The organism is Micromonospora sp. DT227 (assembly GCF_049841835.1).
Lineage (GTDB): Bacteria > Actinomycetota > Actinomycetes > Mycobacteriales > Micromonosporaceae > Micromonospora.
Window position 1 is genome coordinate 246,519 of the sequence record NZ_JBNCLA010000006.1, and the last position, 13,832, is coordinate 260,350.

Below are 13,832 nucleotides of genomic sequence, written 5' to 3' on the forward strand. Positions count from 1 at the left end.
GTGGGCATGGAACGTACAGACGCGGTGCTCGTCACCGGGGCGACCGGCCGGATCGGGCGCGCCGTGATCGATCAACTGGTCGACGCGGGCGTGCCGGTCCGCGCCCTCGTCCGCCGCCCCGAGTCGGCGGCCACCCTGCCCACCGCCGTCGAGGTCGTCACCGGTGACCTCACCGTGCCCGCGTCGCTCGACGCGGCCCTGACCGCCGTCCGCGCCGTCTTCCTGGTCTGGACCGCCCCGCCGCACACCGCGCCGGCGGTCGTCGACCGGCTGGCCGCCCACCCGCGATGGGTCGTCTACCTGTCCGCGCCCCACCGCACCCCGCACCCGTTCTTCCAGCAGCCGAACCCGATGGCGACGCTGCACGCCCGCATCGAGCAGCTCATCGCGGCGACCGGTCTCGACGCGACGATCGTCCGGCCGGGGATGTTCGCCTCCAACGCGCTGCACTGGTGGGCCCCGGCGATCCGTCGCGACGCGGTGGTCCGGTGGCCGTACGGCGCGGCCGAGACCGCCCCCGTCGACGACCGGGACGTCGCCGCGGTCGTCGCGCGGGTCCTGTCCGGGAACGGGCACGGCGGCGGCGACCACGTCCTGACCGGCCCCGAGTCGCTCAGCCAGGCCGAACAGGTCAGCCTCATCGGCGCCGCCCTGGGCCGGCCGATCGCGTTCGAAGACCTGCCGCCCGACGAGTTCCGTCGCCAGGCCCCGGAGGCCGCGCGTCCCGCCGTGGACATGCTGCTGGCCGCGTGGCGCGCCACCCTGGGGCATCCGGCGCACGTCACCACCACGGTGTCGCACCTGCTCGGCAGGCCGGCGCGCACGTTCCGTCAGTGGTCCGCCGACCACGTCACGGCGTTCACCGCAGCGGCCGACCCGGCGACCTGAACCGGCGTGCTCCTCAGTCGAGCGCGGCCCGCCACGTCCACGACGTCCGGCGCGGCCGGTCGCCCAGCGGGGCCCGGCCGGTGAGCCAGAGCAGCGCCGGCGCCGGCGCACCGGCGGGCGCGTCGGGGAACAGCCGTCGCACCACCCCGGCGCACAGGCCGGCCGGCGGTGACCAGGGCAGTCCGAGACCGCGGGTCACGTCATGGGTGTGCAGCAGGATCTCGGCCACCCCCATCGCGGCGAAGCCGCCCGGGTCGCAGGGCCCCCAGTGCCAGCCCCGGTCGTCCGGGTCGGCGGTGTCCACCAGCGCGGCGAGCATCCCGGTGGCGGCGGTCGCCACGGTCAGCACCCGCGCCGGTGGCGCGTCGGGGTGGACCTGCAGGTCGAACGGCAGGTAGCCGTCGGTGGGGCGGCCGGCCACCTGACCGGCGTACCCGGCCAGGTCGTGCGCGACGTGCGCGGTCGTGGTCCAGCAGGACCAGTCCAGGTCGCCCGCGCGTACCGTCCAGTCCCGGCCGACGGCCGGCAGCAGCACGGCGGTCATCGCGGCGGCGGCGGCGCGGACGTCCGCGCCGGTCATCCCGGTCCCGTGGGAGGGTCCCTCGGGCGGCGTCACCGTCGCCGGACGCGCAGCACGCAGGTGCGCATCGGGAGCGTGAACTCGCCGTGCGCGGTTTCCGGCCGGCTGGCCAGGAACGCCCGGATGCGGTCGAGCGTGGCCTGCCGCTGCGGCGCCGGCATCACCAGCAGGCCCGCCCGGGTGGCGAGCGTCGCGGTCAGGGAGTCGGCGGTGCGCTGCTGCCCGTGCCGGAACGTGGCCTGCTCGGGCGCGTCGAAGCGGGCCGGCGCGCCGTTCCTCGGCAGGTGCGTCCGCGCCGTCTCGACCCGCCAGCTCGCGGGCGTGTCGCGGGGGCCGACGACGGCGCTGCCGCTGACCTCGGCCAGGCCGGCGACCCAGTCGACCTCGTCGTCCAGCACGTTCCACAGGCCGGCCAGGACACCACCGGGGGCGAGGACCCGGGCGATCTCCGGGCCCGCCACCGCCATGTCGAACCAGTGCATGGCGTTGCCGGCCAGCACGGCGTCGACGGACGCGTCAGGCAGCGGGATCACCTCGGCGCTTCCGGACAGCGCGCGGACATCCGGCAGCGCGCGGCGCAGCTCGGCCAGCATCGCCGGGTCCGGCTCGACGGCCGTGACGTCGGCGCCGACGGCCCGGAGCGTGGCGGTCAGCCTGCCGGTGCCGGCCCCGAGGTCGAGCACCCGGGGGCCGGGGGCGGCCTCCAGCGCCCACCGGACCGCGTCCTGCGCGTAGTCCGGACGGTGCTCGGCGTACGCGGCCGCCGCCGCGCCGAACGACGACGAGTGCCGGCGCTGTTCGTCCTGCTCCACGGGGTGCTCCTGTCGTCCGTGTCAGCGCCCGTCCGGGACGCCGGCCAGCGCCGCCATCAGGGGCAGCGGGTTGATGTAGTCGCGGTAGGACTCGATCCGGCCATCCCGCACCCGGAAGACCGCGATCACGGTCTGCGTGAACGGCGCGCCGGTCGCGACCACGGTGCCGTGGGCCTCGTACTCGACGACGACCACCTCGGGATCGGTGCTCTCGTGCAGCACCATGTCGCGGTGCTCGTCGAACGTGATCAGGGACCCGGCCGTCTCGGTCAGGTGCTGGCGGATCGCCGCACGCCCCTGCACCCGGCCGGGCACGCCCGGTGGCCGGAACGGCCATTCGAGGTATCCGTCCGGGGCCATCAGGCCCACGAACGTCTCGACGTCCTGCTCGCGGCCGGCGCGCAGGACCCGCTCGACGACCTCGCGTGACAACGGTGCCATGCCGACCTCCTGTGGAGAACCATCGGGATGGCACCACCGTAGGGAATCGGCGGCGTTCCCGTTGGCCCGCTGCGGCCGGGATCCCGTCCGCGCTCCGACCACGGGGTTGAGCAGGAGCGGCGTGGCGTTCAGCGCTGAGCGTTGCTGTCCAACCGTGTCCGATCCTGTCCAGCCGTGTCCACGATCGACCCTCCCGGACGTGCGCAGGGCTCAGGGTTTCGGTACGCAGGGCGCTGCGACAGGTGGCGTCCGCAACGGGAGGACCGCACAGATGAAGGTTTGGTCGACCGGATCACGACGGGCCCTTCGGGCCCTGGCGATCGCCGCAATCGTCGTGCCCGTGCTGGTCGTCGGGCCGGGGGCCGACGCGGCCGAACGCGACGCGGTGGTCAACGCGCCCGGTGCCGCCGCCGCCGGGATCACCGGCTTCACCCCGACGGTCACCGCGGACGCGACCCGGGCCGCCGAGGCGACGGCGGGACACCGGCTGTCGCGCGACGCGGTGCTGGCCGCGTACTGGACGCCGGCGCGGATGCGCGCCGCGCGGCCGGTCGAGGAATCCGAGCAGTACCGGCGGGCCCTGGCGGTGCCGCAGGCCGGCCTCAAGTCCGCGCCCGCGCCGCGCAACAGCGGCCAGGAGCTGATCGTCCCGCCCGCCCGCGGCGCCACCACCACCGGAGGGATGGGAACCCAGGCGACCGACCCCAACCTGCCGAGCAGCCACCCGACCGCGTTCACGGCCGGCAAGGTCTTCTTCACCATGGACGGCAAGAACTACGTCTGCTCGGGCACGATCGTGAACACGGCCGCCGGCAACGAGGTCTGGACCGCCGGTCACTGCATCCACGGCGGCCGGGGCGGCACCCTGGCCTCGAACTGGACCTTCGTCCCGGCGTACAACGGCGATGCGGCCAACCCGCGTCCGCTCGGCACCTGGACCGCAACGGGGCTGTGGACCATGACGGCGTGGATCAACGACTCGAACTTCGCCGAGGACATGGCCGTGGCCGTCATGGGCACGCAGGGCGGCCAGCACATCAACCGGTACGGCTCGCAGGGTCTGTGGGTCAACGCCGGCGTGAACCAGTTCATGAACGCGTTCGGCTACCCGGCGGAGGCGCCGTTCAACGGTCGCCGGCTCAAGCAGTGCGCCGCGAACTCCGTGCAGGAGAACCCGGCGGTGTGGACGCAGACCATCAAGATCACCCCGTGCAACTTCACCGGCGGGGCGAGCGGCGGCTCGTGGCTGATCAACTACGACGGGCAGTGGGGTCTGGTCAACGGCATCAACAGCCGGGCCGACCGGGCGACCTGGGTGGCGTCACCGTATTTCGACGACACCGCGCTGGTGCTCTACAACTTCACGACGAACTTCTGACCGACCGGCCGGAACGCGAGTCCGGCTGACCGGAGCACCGGGGCGGCGCACAGCCCCCCGGTGCTCCAGTCGTGCGGAGACGACCCTGAGCCACCTGCCGGCCATTTATTGGATTACCGGTTACGACATTACGAAAATCAGGCGACCCAAAAGGGGCATATCGCCGCTACATCATAATGACAGTTCTTGTGCGTAAGGCTTCAAGCTGGTGTCATCGCCCCGCGTACCGTCCCATGCGGACCGAGAACAGCGGGGGAGGCCACGGTGACCGTCATCGACAAGATCGCCTGGATCCGGGTCGCGCACGGCGCGATCCTCAGTTCGCGCTCACGCGGCAAGGACGTCCACTACCTGCCCGGCGGCAAGCGGGAGGCCGGCGAGAGCGACCTCGACACGCTCGTCCGGGAGATCCGCGAGGAGCTCAGCGTGACCATCGACCCGGACAGCGCCGCGTTCGTCGGCGCGTTCGAGGCCCAGGCGCACGGGCATCCGGACGGCACCGTCGTACGGATGCGCTGCTACACCGCCGACTACCGGGGCGTCCTGCGGCCGGCCCACGAGATCGAGGAGATCACCTGGCTGGCCTACGCCGACCGGCACCGCGTCTCCCCGGTCGACCAGATCATCTTCGATCACCTGCACCGCGCCGACCAGCTTCGCTGACGACCGGATCGTGGCTCAGGGTCGGTAACCGGCCCGGGCGGCGGCCACCTCGGCGGCGCGGCGCTCGCGCCACCGCCGCTGGGCGTCGCTGTTGCAGTGCCGGCACACCTTCCGGAGCCGACCGGTGCCGGGGTCGACCTCCCGCTCGTGCCCGTTGCGGCAGGTCGGCTGCTGCCGCCGCGCGCGGCGGTTGTCGCTGCGGCTGAGCTGACGCAGGTGCGTCGGCTCGATGCAGTCGAGCACGCCGCAGTCGTGCCGCACCTCCAGACCCGGCCGGTAGCCACCGACGAAGACCGCGTACGCGGCGACGTGCGCCCACGCCCGGCCGGCCACCTTCTGGTGCACCCCGCGTCGGCTGCCGTAACCGCGCACGACCAGGCAGCCGCCGGGCGTGCGGGTCGACCGGGCCAGCAGGTGGGCCCGCAGGGACTCCTCGGTGAAGTGTCGGGACAGTCCGGTCACCTCAGACAGCATCCGGCGAGCATAGGCCGGCGGGACGTGACGTGCGGGCCGCCGCCGCTCCGGCGGCGGCCCGCCAGCGGTACGTGGTCAGCGCTGCGTTCGGTCGTCGATCTCGGTGCCGGACTCACCGGGTCGGGCGCCGATCGCCTCCTCGGCGGCCCGGCCGCCGGTGCTCTCGTCGCCCTGCCGCAGCGAGCTGCGGGGCAGGCCGGCCAGGTGTGCCGGGTCCTCGATCGGCTGGTCCGGCCAGTCGTCCGAGGTGCCGTCGGCCAGGCCGGCCCGGCGCAACACCTCGACCAGGTCGTCGTGCGACAGGCGCTCGGCCTCCGGGATCCCGGCCCCGCGCGCCATGGACCGCAGCGTCTTCAGGTCTTCGCTCGCGAATGTCTCGGCCATGCACGGAGCCTTCCCGCCGCTGCGGACAAGGAAACCCGCCTCAGGCCCGGGCCCCGCCGAGACCGAGGAGCACGGCCAGGCCGAGCGCGCTGCGCGGCGCGTACGGGATCCGCCACAGCCCGCCGTGTGCCGCCGCGTACGCTTCGTCCCGCCACGGGTGCTCCTGCGTCGGACCGCCGCCGGTGCGTAGATCGTGCACGAGCAGCGCCGCCATCAGCGTGTTGCTGGTGGCCGGCTCGAACACCTCGACGCCGAAGCGGTGCGCGCCGGCGTACGCGGCGGCGAGCGCGCGGTTGCGCAGCACGGACCGGGTGCGGGTGGGCGGCGCGACCGTGAACGACACTGTGGTGCCGGCGTCGCGGGCCACCGCCGCGCGCCAGCGTTGCAGCCGTTTGGCCAGCGCGTAGTTCGGCCCCTGCTGGGGGACCAGGCTGTCGTTGACGCCGGGGTCGGCGCCGGGCGGGTAGTTGCGGCGCAGCAGCCGGCCGCCGGAGATCAGCCGCAGGGACCGGCGGGCCGGGCCGCGGGCGGCGTACCCGCGGTCGGCGTGGTCGACCGCGTCGCCGGGCACCGCGTACACGTCGGTGGGGGTGGCCAGGAACGCCAGCGCCGCGTCCGGGCGGTGCCGGGTCAGCTCGACGGTGAGCGCGTCGACGGCGGTGGCCACCCGCACGTTGGTGGCGCCGTCGGCGTAGACGTAGTTGCCGAGCACCAGCCGGCCGTCGATGCCGGCCAGCCAGCGGGTTGCCTGCGGCAGCCGGTGCAGCAGGTCCGCGCCGGCGGCGGCGGCCAGCGCGGCGTCGTCGCCGCCGGTGCCGGCCGGCACCGGCAGGTGCAGGCGGCCGCCGTGACGGCGTGCGGTGCGCAGCACCCGGCGCCAGATCTCCGGGCGGGGCAGGTCGAGCGCGACCACGTCGCCGCCCCAGCGCAGCACCGACGGCAGCGGGCCCATCTCGGCGCCCGCGCCGAGCACCACGACCCGCTGGTCGCGCAGGTCCAGCCAGTCGGGGTTGGCGAGCACCGCGCCGACCGCCTCGGCGCAGCTCGGTTCGATCACGCCCGCGTCCACCCAGGCGTCGAGGCGGCGGCGCAGGTCGTCGCCGCGCAGGCGTTGCCCCCGGTACGGCACGGACAGTTCCCGTTCCACCGGCCCGGCGCCGGTGACCGTGGCGGTGTGCAGCGGCGGTTCCGGGCCGGTCGAGGTGAGCGCCGCGTCGAGTGCGACGTCGGGGCCGCCGCCGGGCGGCGCGTACCGCATGCGGGTGTGCAGCGCGGTGAGGCCGTCGCGGGCGACGGTGAGCGCGGCGGCGCGGGAGAGCAGGCCGGCCTCGACCAGGCGGCGGAAATGGGTGAGGTAGCCGCGCCGCCAGTCGGTCTCGTGCTCGGCAGAGCGGGCGCCGACCGGGTCGACGGCGCGTAGCGCGTCGGCGACCACGGCGCGGCCCAGCGCGGTCGTGCTGCGCCGGCCGTCGCCGGTCGCGGGGAACACCACTCCGTCCACGGCTCACCTCCCTGCCCTGCGGTCGTGGGGTCACTCTGCCGCATCGGTGACGACGCCGCCCGTCGAGGGCCGCTCAGCGGCGGGCGGGGCGGCGTTCCGGTCGGGGGCGGCCCCGCTCCGGGTCGACGCCGACCTGGACGGCGAAGGCCGGGTCGACGGCGAGCAGCGGTCGCGGGCCGAACAGCGCCATGGCGGTGAGCAACGCGTCGGTGTCCCGGCCCTGCCAGGTGGGACGGCGTTCGGGGTCGAGGTCGGCGTGCTCGCGGCGCAGCCGGCGCAGGAGACGCCGTGCGGCGGCGCCGGTCTCCGGCACCTCGGTCAGCCACCAGCCGCCCAGCGCGGTGGCCAGGCAGCAGAGCAGCAGCCCGGCGACCGAGGCGGGTCCGCCGGCGGTGCGGCCCTCGACCGCGCTGTCCACCAGCCGGGTCACCCCGACGGCGGCGACCAGGAACAGCGGCAGCGTGCCCAGGGCGACCCGTCGGCGTTGGGCGCGGGTGAGCAGCCAGCCGTCGCGGACCAGCCGGCCGACCATCCGGCGCAGCGCCCGCGCGACGTCGGGGTCGGCCAGCACGGCGGCCCAGGTCTGCGGGCGGCGCAGCGCGGTGTGCAGGGCGCGGACCAGGGCCGGCGGGCGGGACGGCGGTGGACCGTCGGCGTGCAGGGTGGCGAGCTCCCCGACGGTCACCCCGCCGGCGCGGCGCAGCGCGGCCACGCCCACCTGGCAGGCCAGCAGCGCCCGGTCGGTGAGGTACGCCAACTCGACCCGGTCGGGTGTCGCGCCCCGGGCCCGGCGGCCGGTCAGCTCGCGTACCGCCACGGCGACCGCGACGGCCACGGCGACCGCGCCCAGGTAGTCGAGGAGGAAGATCGGTCCGCTGACACCCCAGAGCATGGCGACAAGTATGGCCGTACGGTGATCCGGGGCGGGGGCGGGTGGAAACGGGTGGCCGGGCGCGACGCCGCGGGCTAGCGTGCCGACGATGCGCATCCGGGAGCACGTCGACGCCGACTGGGGTCAGGTCTGGCCGATCCTTGCGGACGTCATCGCCGCCGGGGACACGTTCGCCTACGATCCGGCCTGGTCGGCCGGGGTGGCACGCGAGGTGTGGGTGGACCGCCCGCCGGGGCGTACCTCGGTGGCGGTGGACGACGACGGTGTCGTGCTCGGCAGCGCCAAGATGGGCGCCAACCGGCCGGGCCCGGGTGCGCACGTGGCGACCGCGAGTTTCCTGGTGGCCGCGGACGCGCGCGGTCGTGGCGTGGGCCGGGCGCTGTGCGAGGAGGCGTTGGACTGGGCCCGCCGGGCCGGTTTCGCCGCGATGCAGTTCAACGCCGTGGTGGAGACCAACACCGTGGCGGTGCGGCTCTACCGGCGGCTCGGCTTCACGGTGGTCGGCACCGTGCCGGAGACGTTCGCCCATCCCACCCTGGGCCGGGTGGGCCTGCACGTCATGCACCGTCTCCTGTGACCGCCGCGCGGTGCGGCGAAAGTGTCGGGGGCCGTCGTTAGGTTGGCGGGGATCGCCGCCGTCGAAGGAGCCCTCGTCATGACCACGCTCACCGACCGCCCCCGCACCGCGTTGCTCGTCGTCGACGTGCAGAACGGCGTGGTGCGCGGCGCCCACGACCGGGACCGGGTGGTCGCGAACATCGCCACCCTGGTCGAACGCGCCCGCGCGGCCGGCGTCCCGGTGGTCTGGGTGCAGCATCGCAGCGAGGAGCTGCCCACCGGCAGTGAGCAGTGGCGGATCGTGCCGGAGCTGGTGCGCCGCGACGACGAGCCGCTCGTGCACAAGGCCTACGGCGACTCGTTCGAGGCCACCGACCTGGAGCAGGTGCTCGCCGCCAGGGGTGTCGGGCGGCTCGTCGTGACCGGCGCGCAGACCGACGCCTGTGTCCGTTCCACCCTGCACGGCGCGTTCACCCGCGGCTACGACGTCACGCTGGTCGCCGACGCCCACACCACCGAGGACCTGTCGGCCTACGGCGCGCCCCCGCCGGCGCAGGTGATCGCGCACACCAACCTCTACTGGGGCTTCCAGCGCGCGCCGGGCCGCCACGCCGGCACGGTCGACACCGCCGACGTCGACTTCACCGCCGCCGTCCCGGCCTGACCGGCAGCCCAGCCGGCCTCCGAGCCGCCGTGGCGCGGCCGGTCCGGAGCCGCCCCCCGGTGCGGCCGGGGAAAACGCCTGGCCCGGGCCGGGTGGCTGCTGGCAGGCTGCCGGCCATGACCGCTCAAGCTCTCGCGGGGGCGCTCGCCGACGAACGTCGCCGGGCCGTGTTCGCCGCGATCGTGCTCGGCGCCCGGGACGTTCCGACCGTGGTGACGCGCACCGGCCTGCCGGCCCGCGACGTCGCCACCGCCGTGCGCCGGCTCACCGACGCCGGTGTGCTGACCGACGTCGACGGCCTGCGCGTCGACGGTGAGCGGCTGCGCGAGTTCGCCCGGGCCGGGGCGTCGTCGCCGGCGCTCCCGCCGGCCGACCGGCGCGAGACGATCCTGCGCACGTTCCTGCGCGACGGCGCGCTGATCCGGCTGCCGGCGCAGCGCGCTCGCCGTCGGGTGCTGCTGGAGCACATCACCGAGCGCACCTTCGAACCCGGGCGGCGCTACCCAGAGCGGATGGTGGACGAGGCGCTGCGCCCCTGGTGCGAGGGCGGTGCGGCGGACCACGTCACGCTGCGCCGCTATCTCGTCGACGACGTGCTGCTCACCCGTGAGCAGGGCGTCTACTGGCGGACCGGGCCGTGAGCACCTGAGCGCCGTTTCCGGGCAGCGGCCGACGGAGGTTGACGACGGCGTGCCGCCGCGCTAAAACAGAAACCGGAACTTGAGTCACTCAGACTCAAGTCGAGACCTTGGGCCAGGAGAACCGAGGAGGCAGGACCATGTTGATGCGTACCGACCCGTTCCGTGAGATCGACCGGATCGCCGAGCAGTTCTTCGGCACCACCGCCCGCCCGGCCGTGATGCACCTGGACGCCTACCGCGACGGCGACCACTTCTACGCCGCCTTCGACCTGCCCGGCGTGGACCCGGACAGCATCGACTGCACCGTCGAGCGCAACGTGCTGACCGTCCGCGCCGAGCGGCGCCGCCCCACCGGCGAGAACGTCGAGCTGGTCGCCGCCGAACGTCCGATGGGCACGTTCACCCGGCAGCTGTTCCTGGGCGACACGCTGGACACCGACCGGCTGGAGGCCGGCTACGACAACGGGGTGCTGACGCTGCGCATCCCGATCGCCGAGCGGGCCAAGCCGCGCCGGATCGCGGTCACCTCGACCGCGGAGGGCAACGGGCATCGACAGCTCACCACCGTCTGAACGCGCGTCACGCCGACGCGGGGGACACCGGCGCGTCGGACGCCCCCGCGTCGGCGTCCGACGGGTACAGCCGGGTCAGCGCGTGCGCCGTGGCGGTGAACCGGTCCCGCAACTCCGCCGGGGCCAGCACCTCCACCTCGGCGCCGAGCTTGAGCAACTCGGCGTGGGCGTGCCGCGTCGACTCGATCGGCACGGTGGTCTCCCGCCAGCCGTCCGGGCCGGGTTCGCCGGCCGCCGCCCGGGCCGCCCGCGCCATCTCCGGCGGGAAGACGTAGGGCAGGAACTCCAACGCGGCGGTGGTGAGCCGGATGCGCGCCTCGCCGCGGTAGACGTCACGCTCGTACCGGGCGGTCCACTCCCGCCAGTAGGCGGCCAGGTCGAAGCCGTCCGGGCGCTCGTGCCGCTCGTCGGTGACCACCGCGTCGAGCACCGCGCCGACCCGGTACGTGCGGACCTGCTCCTCGCACCGGGCCACCAGGTACCAACGGCCGGCCTTGAGCACCACGCCGAGCGGGGCGACCAGCCGGGTCACCTCCCGTGGGGCGCGCCAACGCCGGTAGCGCAGCCGGACCATCCGGTCCTCCCACACCGCGCCGGCCAGCGTGGCCAGGTGCGGGGTGGCTTCCGGGTGCCGGAACCAGCCGGGCGCGTCCAGGTGGAACCGGTGCCGCAGCCGGCCGCTGCGGTCGGCGAGTTCCTCCGGCAGCGCGGCGCGCACCTTCAGCTCGGCCGCGGCCACCGTGGTCGCCAGGCCCAGCTCCGCGGCGGGCCCGGGCAGGCCGGCGAGGAACAACGCCTCGGCCTCCGGCCCGGTCAGCCCGGTGAGCCGGGTGCGGTAGCCGGCCAGCAGCCGGTAACCGCCGGCCGGTCCGCGGTCGGCGTACACCGGGACACCGGCGGCGCCGAGCGACTCGACGTCGCGGTAGACGGTCCGCACCGACACCTCCAGGGCGTCGGCGAGTTCCTGGGCGGTCATCCGCCCCCGGGCCTGCAGGAGCAGCAGCAGGGAGACCAGCCGGCTGGCGCGCACCGCACGACGGTAACCCCTGCCCGCGATCCGGTCGCGGCGCGCCTCGTCGCGAAACCCGCCGCCGACTGAGAACCTTTCTCGCATGTTGCGTCCCGAGGTCCTGCCCCGCGCCCGTGTCGCCGTGTCCGGCGCTCCGGCCGACTTCACCGAGGCGTGGCTGCGCAACCGGCGGCTGTCCGAGCACACCCGCGACGCGTACCGGCGGGACGTGACCGGCTGGCTGCGCTGGTGCGCCGAGCGGGGTCTGGAGCCGCTGCGGGTCACCTTCCTCGACGTCAACGCGTACGGCCGGGACCTGGAGTCCACCCCGCGCGGACGCGACGGCCGCCCGCTGACCCCGGCCACCGTGGCGCGCCGGCTGTCCGCGCTGTCGAGCTGGTACGACTTCCTGGTCAAGCTGGGCGCGGTGCCGGCCAATCCGGTCGCCGCGGCCGACCGGCCCCGGGTCGACCGGGACCACTCCGCCACCGTCGGTCTCAGCCCGGACGAGGTCGACGCGCTGCTGGCCGCCGCCGAGGCGGACACCGGCCCGACCGCCGCCCGCAACCGCGCCGCCCTCGCGCTCCTGGCCGACCTGGGCCTGCGGGTCGGCGAGCTGGTCTCGCTGGACCTGGCCGACCTGGGCGCGGAACGCGGTCACCGCAGCGTCCGCTTCGTCGGCAAGGGCGGCAAGGTACGCCGTCGCGCGCTCACCCCCGGCACCGCGTACGCGCTGGACGCCTACCTGGCGGACCGGGCCGCCGCCCAGGGCGTCACGGTGCCGCAGCTGACCGGCCCGCTGCTGGTCACCGCCACCGGCGGCCGACTGGACCGGCACGCCGTGTTCCGGCTGGTGCGCCGGCTGGCGCAGACCGCCGGGATCGCCGCCTGGGCGCGGTTGTCGCCGCACTCGCTGCGGCACGCGTTCGCCACCACGGCCCGCTCGGAGGGCGTGCCGTTGGAGGACGTGCAGGACGCGATGGGTCACGCCGACCCGCGGACCACCCGTCGCTACGACCGGGACCGGCACAACCTGGACCGTGACCCGGCGTACGCGATCTGGGCCGCCCGCGCCCGCCGTCGCGGCTGAGCGTCGGACCCGGGCCGTAGGGTGCCGGGATGCGACACGGCCTGGAGATCTCCTGCGGCGGCGCCTCGGTGACGGTCGGTGGCCTGGTCGCGCTCGGCGAGTTGGCCGAGCGGTCCGGCTGGGACGGCGTCTTCCTGGAGGACTACCTCATCCACCACGCCGGTGACGACCCGCCGACCTGGGACCCGTGGCTGGTGCTGGCGGCGGTGGCCGGGCGCACCGAGCGGGTCCGGCTGGCCGCGATGCGGGCCGCGGTCGCCCGCGGCCCGCTGCGCTGAGCCGGTCTCACTCCGGGCGGCGCGGGCAGAGGCAGAACGGCTGCCCGATCGGGTCGAGCAGCACGGTCCAGCCTCCGCCGCCGGGCTGGTGCGCCGGCCGGTTCGCGCCGGCCGCCACCAGGTCCCGCTCCGCGGCCGACACGTCGTCGACGGTCAGGTCCAGGTGGTAGCGCTTGACGCCGGTCGGGTCCGGCCAGGCCGGCGGCGTGTAGCCGGGCACCAGACCGAACCCGATCGACGTGCCGCCGGAGGAGGTGATCATGGCGTACTCGGCCTCGCTGTGGGTGATCTCCCAGCCGAGGGCGTGGCCGTAGAACGCCGCGTGGGCGGCCGGGTCGGAACTGTCGAGGTTGACCATCGCGAGGTCGGCGTGCGTCGTCATGCCGGGCAGTCTGCCGCCGGTACCTGTCACCTCCTGTCAGGTACCGGCGGCCGATCGGCGCGCGTCGTCCACGGCCGCTCCGGGGCGTACGCCGACGGTGCCCGGTCCACCGCCGGGCGACGCAACCGGCTGCGCGCCGGCCGCCGGTTGCCTACCGTCGGTGGTGATGGGCACTCAGCAGGTGTGGCACCGACCGGCCCGGCGTCGCCGGCCGATGCGCGCGGGTGTGCTGGTCGCCGCGCTCGGGCTGGGTACCTGCCTGATCGGGGTGGCCGGGCTGGCGGTGTGGAACGCGCAGGTGGTGCTCCAGGCCGACGGGCCGGTGCGGGAGACCGCGGACGGGTTCTTCCGGGACGTCGCCGCCGGCGACACCGACCGGGCGTACGGGCGGTTGTGCGCCGAGGCGCGCAGCCGGTGGAGTCAGGCCGGGTTCGGCAGTTGGGTGCGGACCCCGCCGCTGGTCAGCGGCTACGAGATCGTCGACGTGTCGGTGTCGACCCGGGCGGGTCGGCCACGCGGCACGGTGCTGGTGCGGTTGAACCGTGACGGCGGCGGCAGCGAGGAGCGGGAGTTGCCGGTGGTGCCGGAGGACGGCGGGTGGCGGGTGTGCGGGGACCCGTTCTGA

The 13,832-nt window shown here is 75.2% G+C and carries 19 protein-coding genes; 10 read left to right on the forward strand and 9 right to left on the reverse strand.

The window, feature by feature from the left end; genetic code table 11:
• The first annotated feature begins 6 nt into the window (after positions 1-6).
• On the forward strand, positions 7-888 hold the full coding sequence (locus tag ACLQ2W_RS21795; RefSeq protein WP_425788116.1) for an NAD(P)H-binding protein: 882 nt from the start codon (positions 7-9) through the stop codon (positions 886-888).
• Between the two features lie 13 nt (positions 889-901).
• Here ACLQ2W_RS21795 and ACLQ2W_RS21800 read toward each other — a convergent pair whose 3' ends face one another.
• From ACLQ2W_RS21800 to ACLQ2W_RS21810, 3 genes are read right to left on the reverse strand one after another with little or no spacing between them, the layout of a single operon-like run.
• Complete coding sequence (locus ACLQ2W_RS21800; RefSeq protein WP_425788118.1) at positions 902-1,468, reverse strand: hypothetical protein; 567 nt, start codon at positions 1,466-1,468, stop codon at positions 902-904.
• A 32-nt stretch (positions 1,469-1,500) separates the two neighbouring features.
• Entirely contained in the window at positions 1,501-2,280 is a 780-nt protein-coding gene (locus tag ACLQ2W_RS21805) for a class I SAM-dependent methyltransferase (protein ID WP_425788120.1), read from the reverse strand.
• Between the two features lie 21 nt (positions 2,281-2,301).
• The gene (locus ACLQ2W_RS21810) at positions 2,302-2,823 is read right to left on the reverse strand and encodes a nuclear transport factor 2 family protein (RefSeq protein ID WP_425788122.1); all 522 of its coding nucleotides are present in this window, start codon (positions 2,821-2,823) and stop codon (positions 2,302-2,304) included.
• A 169-nt stretch (positions 2,824-2,992) separates the two neighbouring features.
• Here ACLQ2W_RS21810 and ACLQ2W_RS21815 point away from each other — a divergent pair, with 169 nt between their 5' ends.
• Both ACLQ2W_RS21815 and ACLQ2W_RS21820 read left to right on the forward strand, forming a co-directional pair.
• Positions 2,993-4,099, forward strand: coding sequence for a trypsin-like serine peptidase (locus tag ACLQ2W_RS21815; RefSeq protein WP_425788124.1), 1,107 nt, complete (start codon positions 2,993-2,995; stop codon positions 4,097-4,099).
• A gap of 264 nt (positions 4,100-4,363) precedes the next feature.
• Positions 4,364-4,762, forward strand: a complete 399-nt coding sequence (locus tag ACLQ2W_RS21820) for an NUDIX hydrolase (RefSeq protein WP_425788126.1) — start codon at positions 4,364-4,366, stop codon at positions 4,760-4,762.
• 15 nt (positions 4,763-4,777) lie between these two features.
• Here the strand turns inward: ACLQ2W_RS21820 and ACLQ2W_RS21825 are convergent, their stop codons facing one another.
• The 4 genes from ACLQ2W_RS21825 to ACLQ2W_RS21840 form a co-directional block, all read right to left on the reverse strand.
• Positions 4,778-5,236: an HNH endonuclease gene (locus ACLQ2W_RS21825; RefSeq protein WP_425788128.1), complete on the reverse strand. Its 459-nt coding sequence runs from the start codon at positions 5,234-5,236 to the stop codon at positions 4,778-4,780.
• A gap of 75 nt (positions 5,237-5,311) precedes the next feature.
• Entirely contained in the window at positions 5,312-5,620 is a 309-nt protein-coding gene (locus tag ACLQ2W_RS21830; RefSeq protein ID WP_405089440.1) for a hypothetical protein, read from the reverse strand.
• Positions 5,621-5,660: 40 nt separating this feature from the next.
• Positions 5,661-7,121 carry a hypothetical protein gene (locus tag ACLQ2W_RS21835; protein ID WP_425788130.1) on the reverse strand — a complete coding sequence of 487 codons (1,461 nt, stop codon included), beginning with the start codon at positions 7,119-7,121 and terminating at the stop codon, positions 5,661-5,663.
• A gap of 73 nt (positions 7,122-7,194) precedes the next feature.
• The gene (locus ACLQ2W_RS21840; protein ID WP_357301876.1) at positions 7,195-8,013 is read right to left on the reverse strand and encodes a TIGR04222 domain-containing membrane protein; all 819 of its coding nucleotides are present in this window, start codon (positions 8,011-8,013) and stop codon (positions 7,195-7,197) included.
• A gap of 88 nt (positions 8,014-8,101) precedes the next feature.
• Between ACLQ2W_RS21840 and ACLQ2W_RS21845 the strand changes: the two genes are divergently transcribed.
• The 4 genes from ACLQ2W_RS21845 (at position 8,102) to ACLQ2W_RS21860 (ending at position 10,448) form a co-directional block, all read left to right on the forward strand.
• Entirely contained in the window at positions 8,102-8,590 is a 489-nt protein-coding gene (locus ACLQ2W_RS21845; protein ID WP_425788132.1) for a GNAT family N-acetyltransferase, read from the forward strand.
• 78 nt (positions 8,591-8,668) lie between these two features.
• Positions 8,669-9,235, forward strand: coding sequence for a cysteine hydrolase family protein (locus ACLQ2W_RS21850; protein ID WP_425788134.1), 567 nt, complete (start codon positions 8,669-8,671; stop codon positions 9,233-9,235).
• Positions 9,236-9,351: 116 nt separating this feature from the next.
• Positions 9,352-9,876 (forward strand): DUF2087 domain-containing protein, encoded by a 525-nt coding sequence (locus ACLQ2W_RS21855; RefSeq protein WP_425788136.1) that lies wholly within the window; start codon positions 9,352-9,354, stop codon positions 9,874-9,876.
• A 137-nt stretch (positions 9,877-10,013) separates the two neighbouring features.
• Positions 10,014-10,448, forward strand: coding sequence for an Hsp20/alpha crystallin family protein (locus ACLQ2W_RS21860; protein ID WP_405089445.1), 435 nt, complete (start codon positions 10,014-10,016; stop codon positions 10,446-10,448).
• A gap of 7 nt (positions 10,449-10,455) precedes the next feature.
• Here the strand turns inward: ACLQ2W_RS21860 and ACLQ2W_RS21865 are convergent, their stop codons facing one another.
• Positions 10,456-11,478, reverse strand: coding sequence for a helix-turn-helix transcriptional regulator (locus ACLQ2W_RS21865; RefSeq protein ID WP_425788139.1), 1,023 nt, complete (start codon positions 11,476-11,478; stop codon positions 10,456-10,458).
• 82 nt (positions 11,479-11,560) lie between these two features.
• Between ACLQ2W_RS21865 and ACLQ2W_RS21870 the strand changes: the two genes are divergently transcribed.
• Positions 11,561-12,547: a tyrosine-type recombinase/integrase gene (locus ACLQ2W_RS21870; RefSeq protein WP_405089447.1), complete on the forward strand. Its 987-nt coding sequence runs from the start codon at positions 11,561-11,563 to the stop codon at positions 12,545-12,547.
• Positions 12,548-12,576: 29 nt separating this feature from the next.
• Positions 12,577-12,825, forward strand: a complete 249-nt coding sequence (locus tag ACLQ2W_RS21875; protein ID WP_425788141.1) for an LLM class flavin-dependent oxidoreductase — start codon at positions 12,577-12,579, stop codon at positions 12,823-12,825.
• A gap of 7 nt (positions 12,826-12,832) precedes the next feature.
• Here the strand turns inward: ACLQ2W_RS21875 and ACLQ2W_RS21880 are convergent, their stop codons facing one another.
• Positions 12,833-13,207, reverse strand: a complete 375-nt coding sequence (locus ACLQ2W_RS21880) for a VOC family protein (protein WP_425788143.1) — start codon at positions 13,205-13,207, stop codon at positions 12,833-12,835.
• Positions 13,208-13,373: 166 nt separating this feature from the next.
• Between ACLQ2W_RS21880 and ACLQ2W_RS21885 the strand changes: the two genes are divergently transcribed.
• Entirely contained in the window at positions 13,374-13,832 is a 459-nt protein-coding gene (locus ACLQ2W_RS21885) for a hypothetical protein (RefSeq protein ID WP_425788145.1), read from the forward strand.

Bases quoted from the DNA above. Each gene is read 5' to 3' on its own strand.
- ACLQ2W_RS21795 (WP_425788116.1), top strand. From the start codon at position 7: ATGGAACGTACAGACGCGGTGCTCGTCACCGGGGCGACCGGCCGGATC.
- ACLQ2W_RS21800 (WP_425788118.1), bottom strand. From the start codon at position 1,468: ATGACCGGCGCGGACGTCCGCGCCGCCGCCGCCGCGATGACCGCCGTG.
- ACLQ2W_RS21815 (WP_425788124.1), top strand. From the start codon at position 2,993: ATGAAGGTTTGGTCGACCGGATCACGACGGGCCCTTCGGGCCCTGGCG.
- ACLQ2W_RS21825 (WP_425788128.1), bottom strand. From the start codon at position 5,236: ATGCTGTCTGAGGTGACCGGACTGTCCCGACACTTCACCGAGGAGTCC.
- ACLQ2W_RS21830 (WP_405089440.1), bottom strand. From the start codon at position 5,620: ATGGCCGAGACATTCGCGAGCGAAGACCTGAAGACGCTGCGGTCCATG.
- ACLQ2W_RS21840 (WP_357301876.1), bottom strand. From the start codon at position 8,013: ATGCTCTGGGGTGTCAGCGGACCGATCTTCCTCCTCGACTACCTGGGC.
- ACLQ2W_RS21845 (WP_425788132.1), top strand. From the start codon at position 8,102: ATGCGCATCCGGGAGCACGTCGACGCCGACTGGGGTCAGGTCTGGCCG.
- ACLQ2W_RS21850 (WP_425788134.1), top strand. From the start codon at position 8,669: ATGACCACGCTCACCGACCGCCCCCGCACCGCGTTGCTCGTCGTCGAC.
- ACLQ2W_RS21855 (WP_425788136.1), top strand. From the start codon at position 9,352: ATGACCGCTCAAGCTCTCGCGGGGGCGCTCGCCGACGAACGTCGCCGG.
- ACLQ2W_RS21860 (WP_405089445.1), top strand. From the start codon at position 10,014: ATGTTGATGCGTACCGACCCGTTCCGTGAGATCGACCGGATCGCCGAG.
- ACLQ2W_RS21870 (WP_405089447.1), top strand. From the start codon at position 11,561: ATGTTGCGTCCCGAGGTCCTGCCCCGCGCCCGTGTCGCCGTGTCCGGC.
- ACLQ2W_RS21875 (WP_425788141.1), top strand. From the start codon at position 12,577: ATGCGACACGGCCTGGAGATCTCCTGCGGCGGCGCCTCGGTGACGGTC.
- ACLQ2W_RS21880 (WP_425788143.1), bottom strand. From the start codon at position 13,207: ATGACGACGCACGCCGACCTCGCGATGGTCAACCTCGACAGTTCCGAC.
- ACLQ2W_RS21885 (WP_425788145.1), top strand. From the start codon at position 13,374: ATGGGCACTCAGCAGGTGTGGCACCGACCGGCCCGGCGTCGCCGGCCG.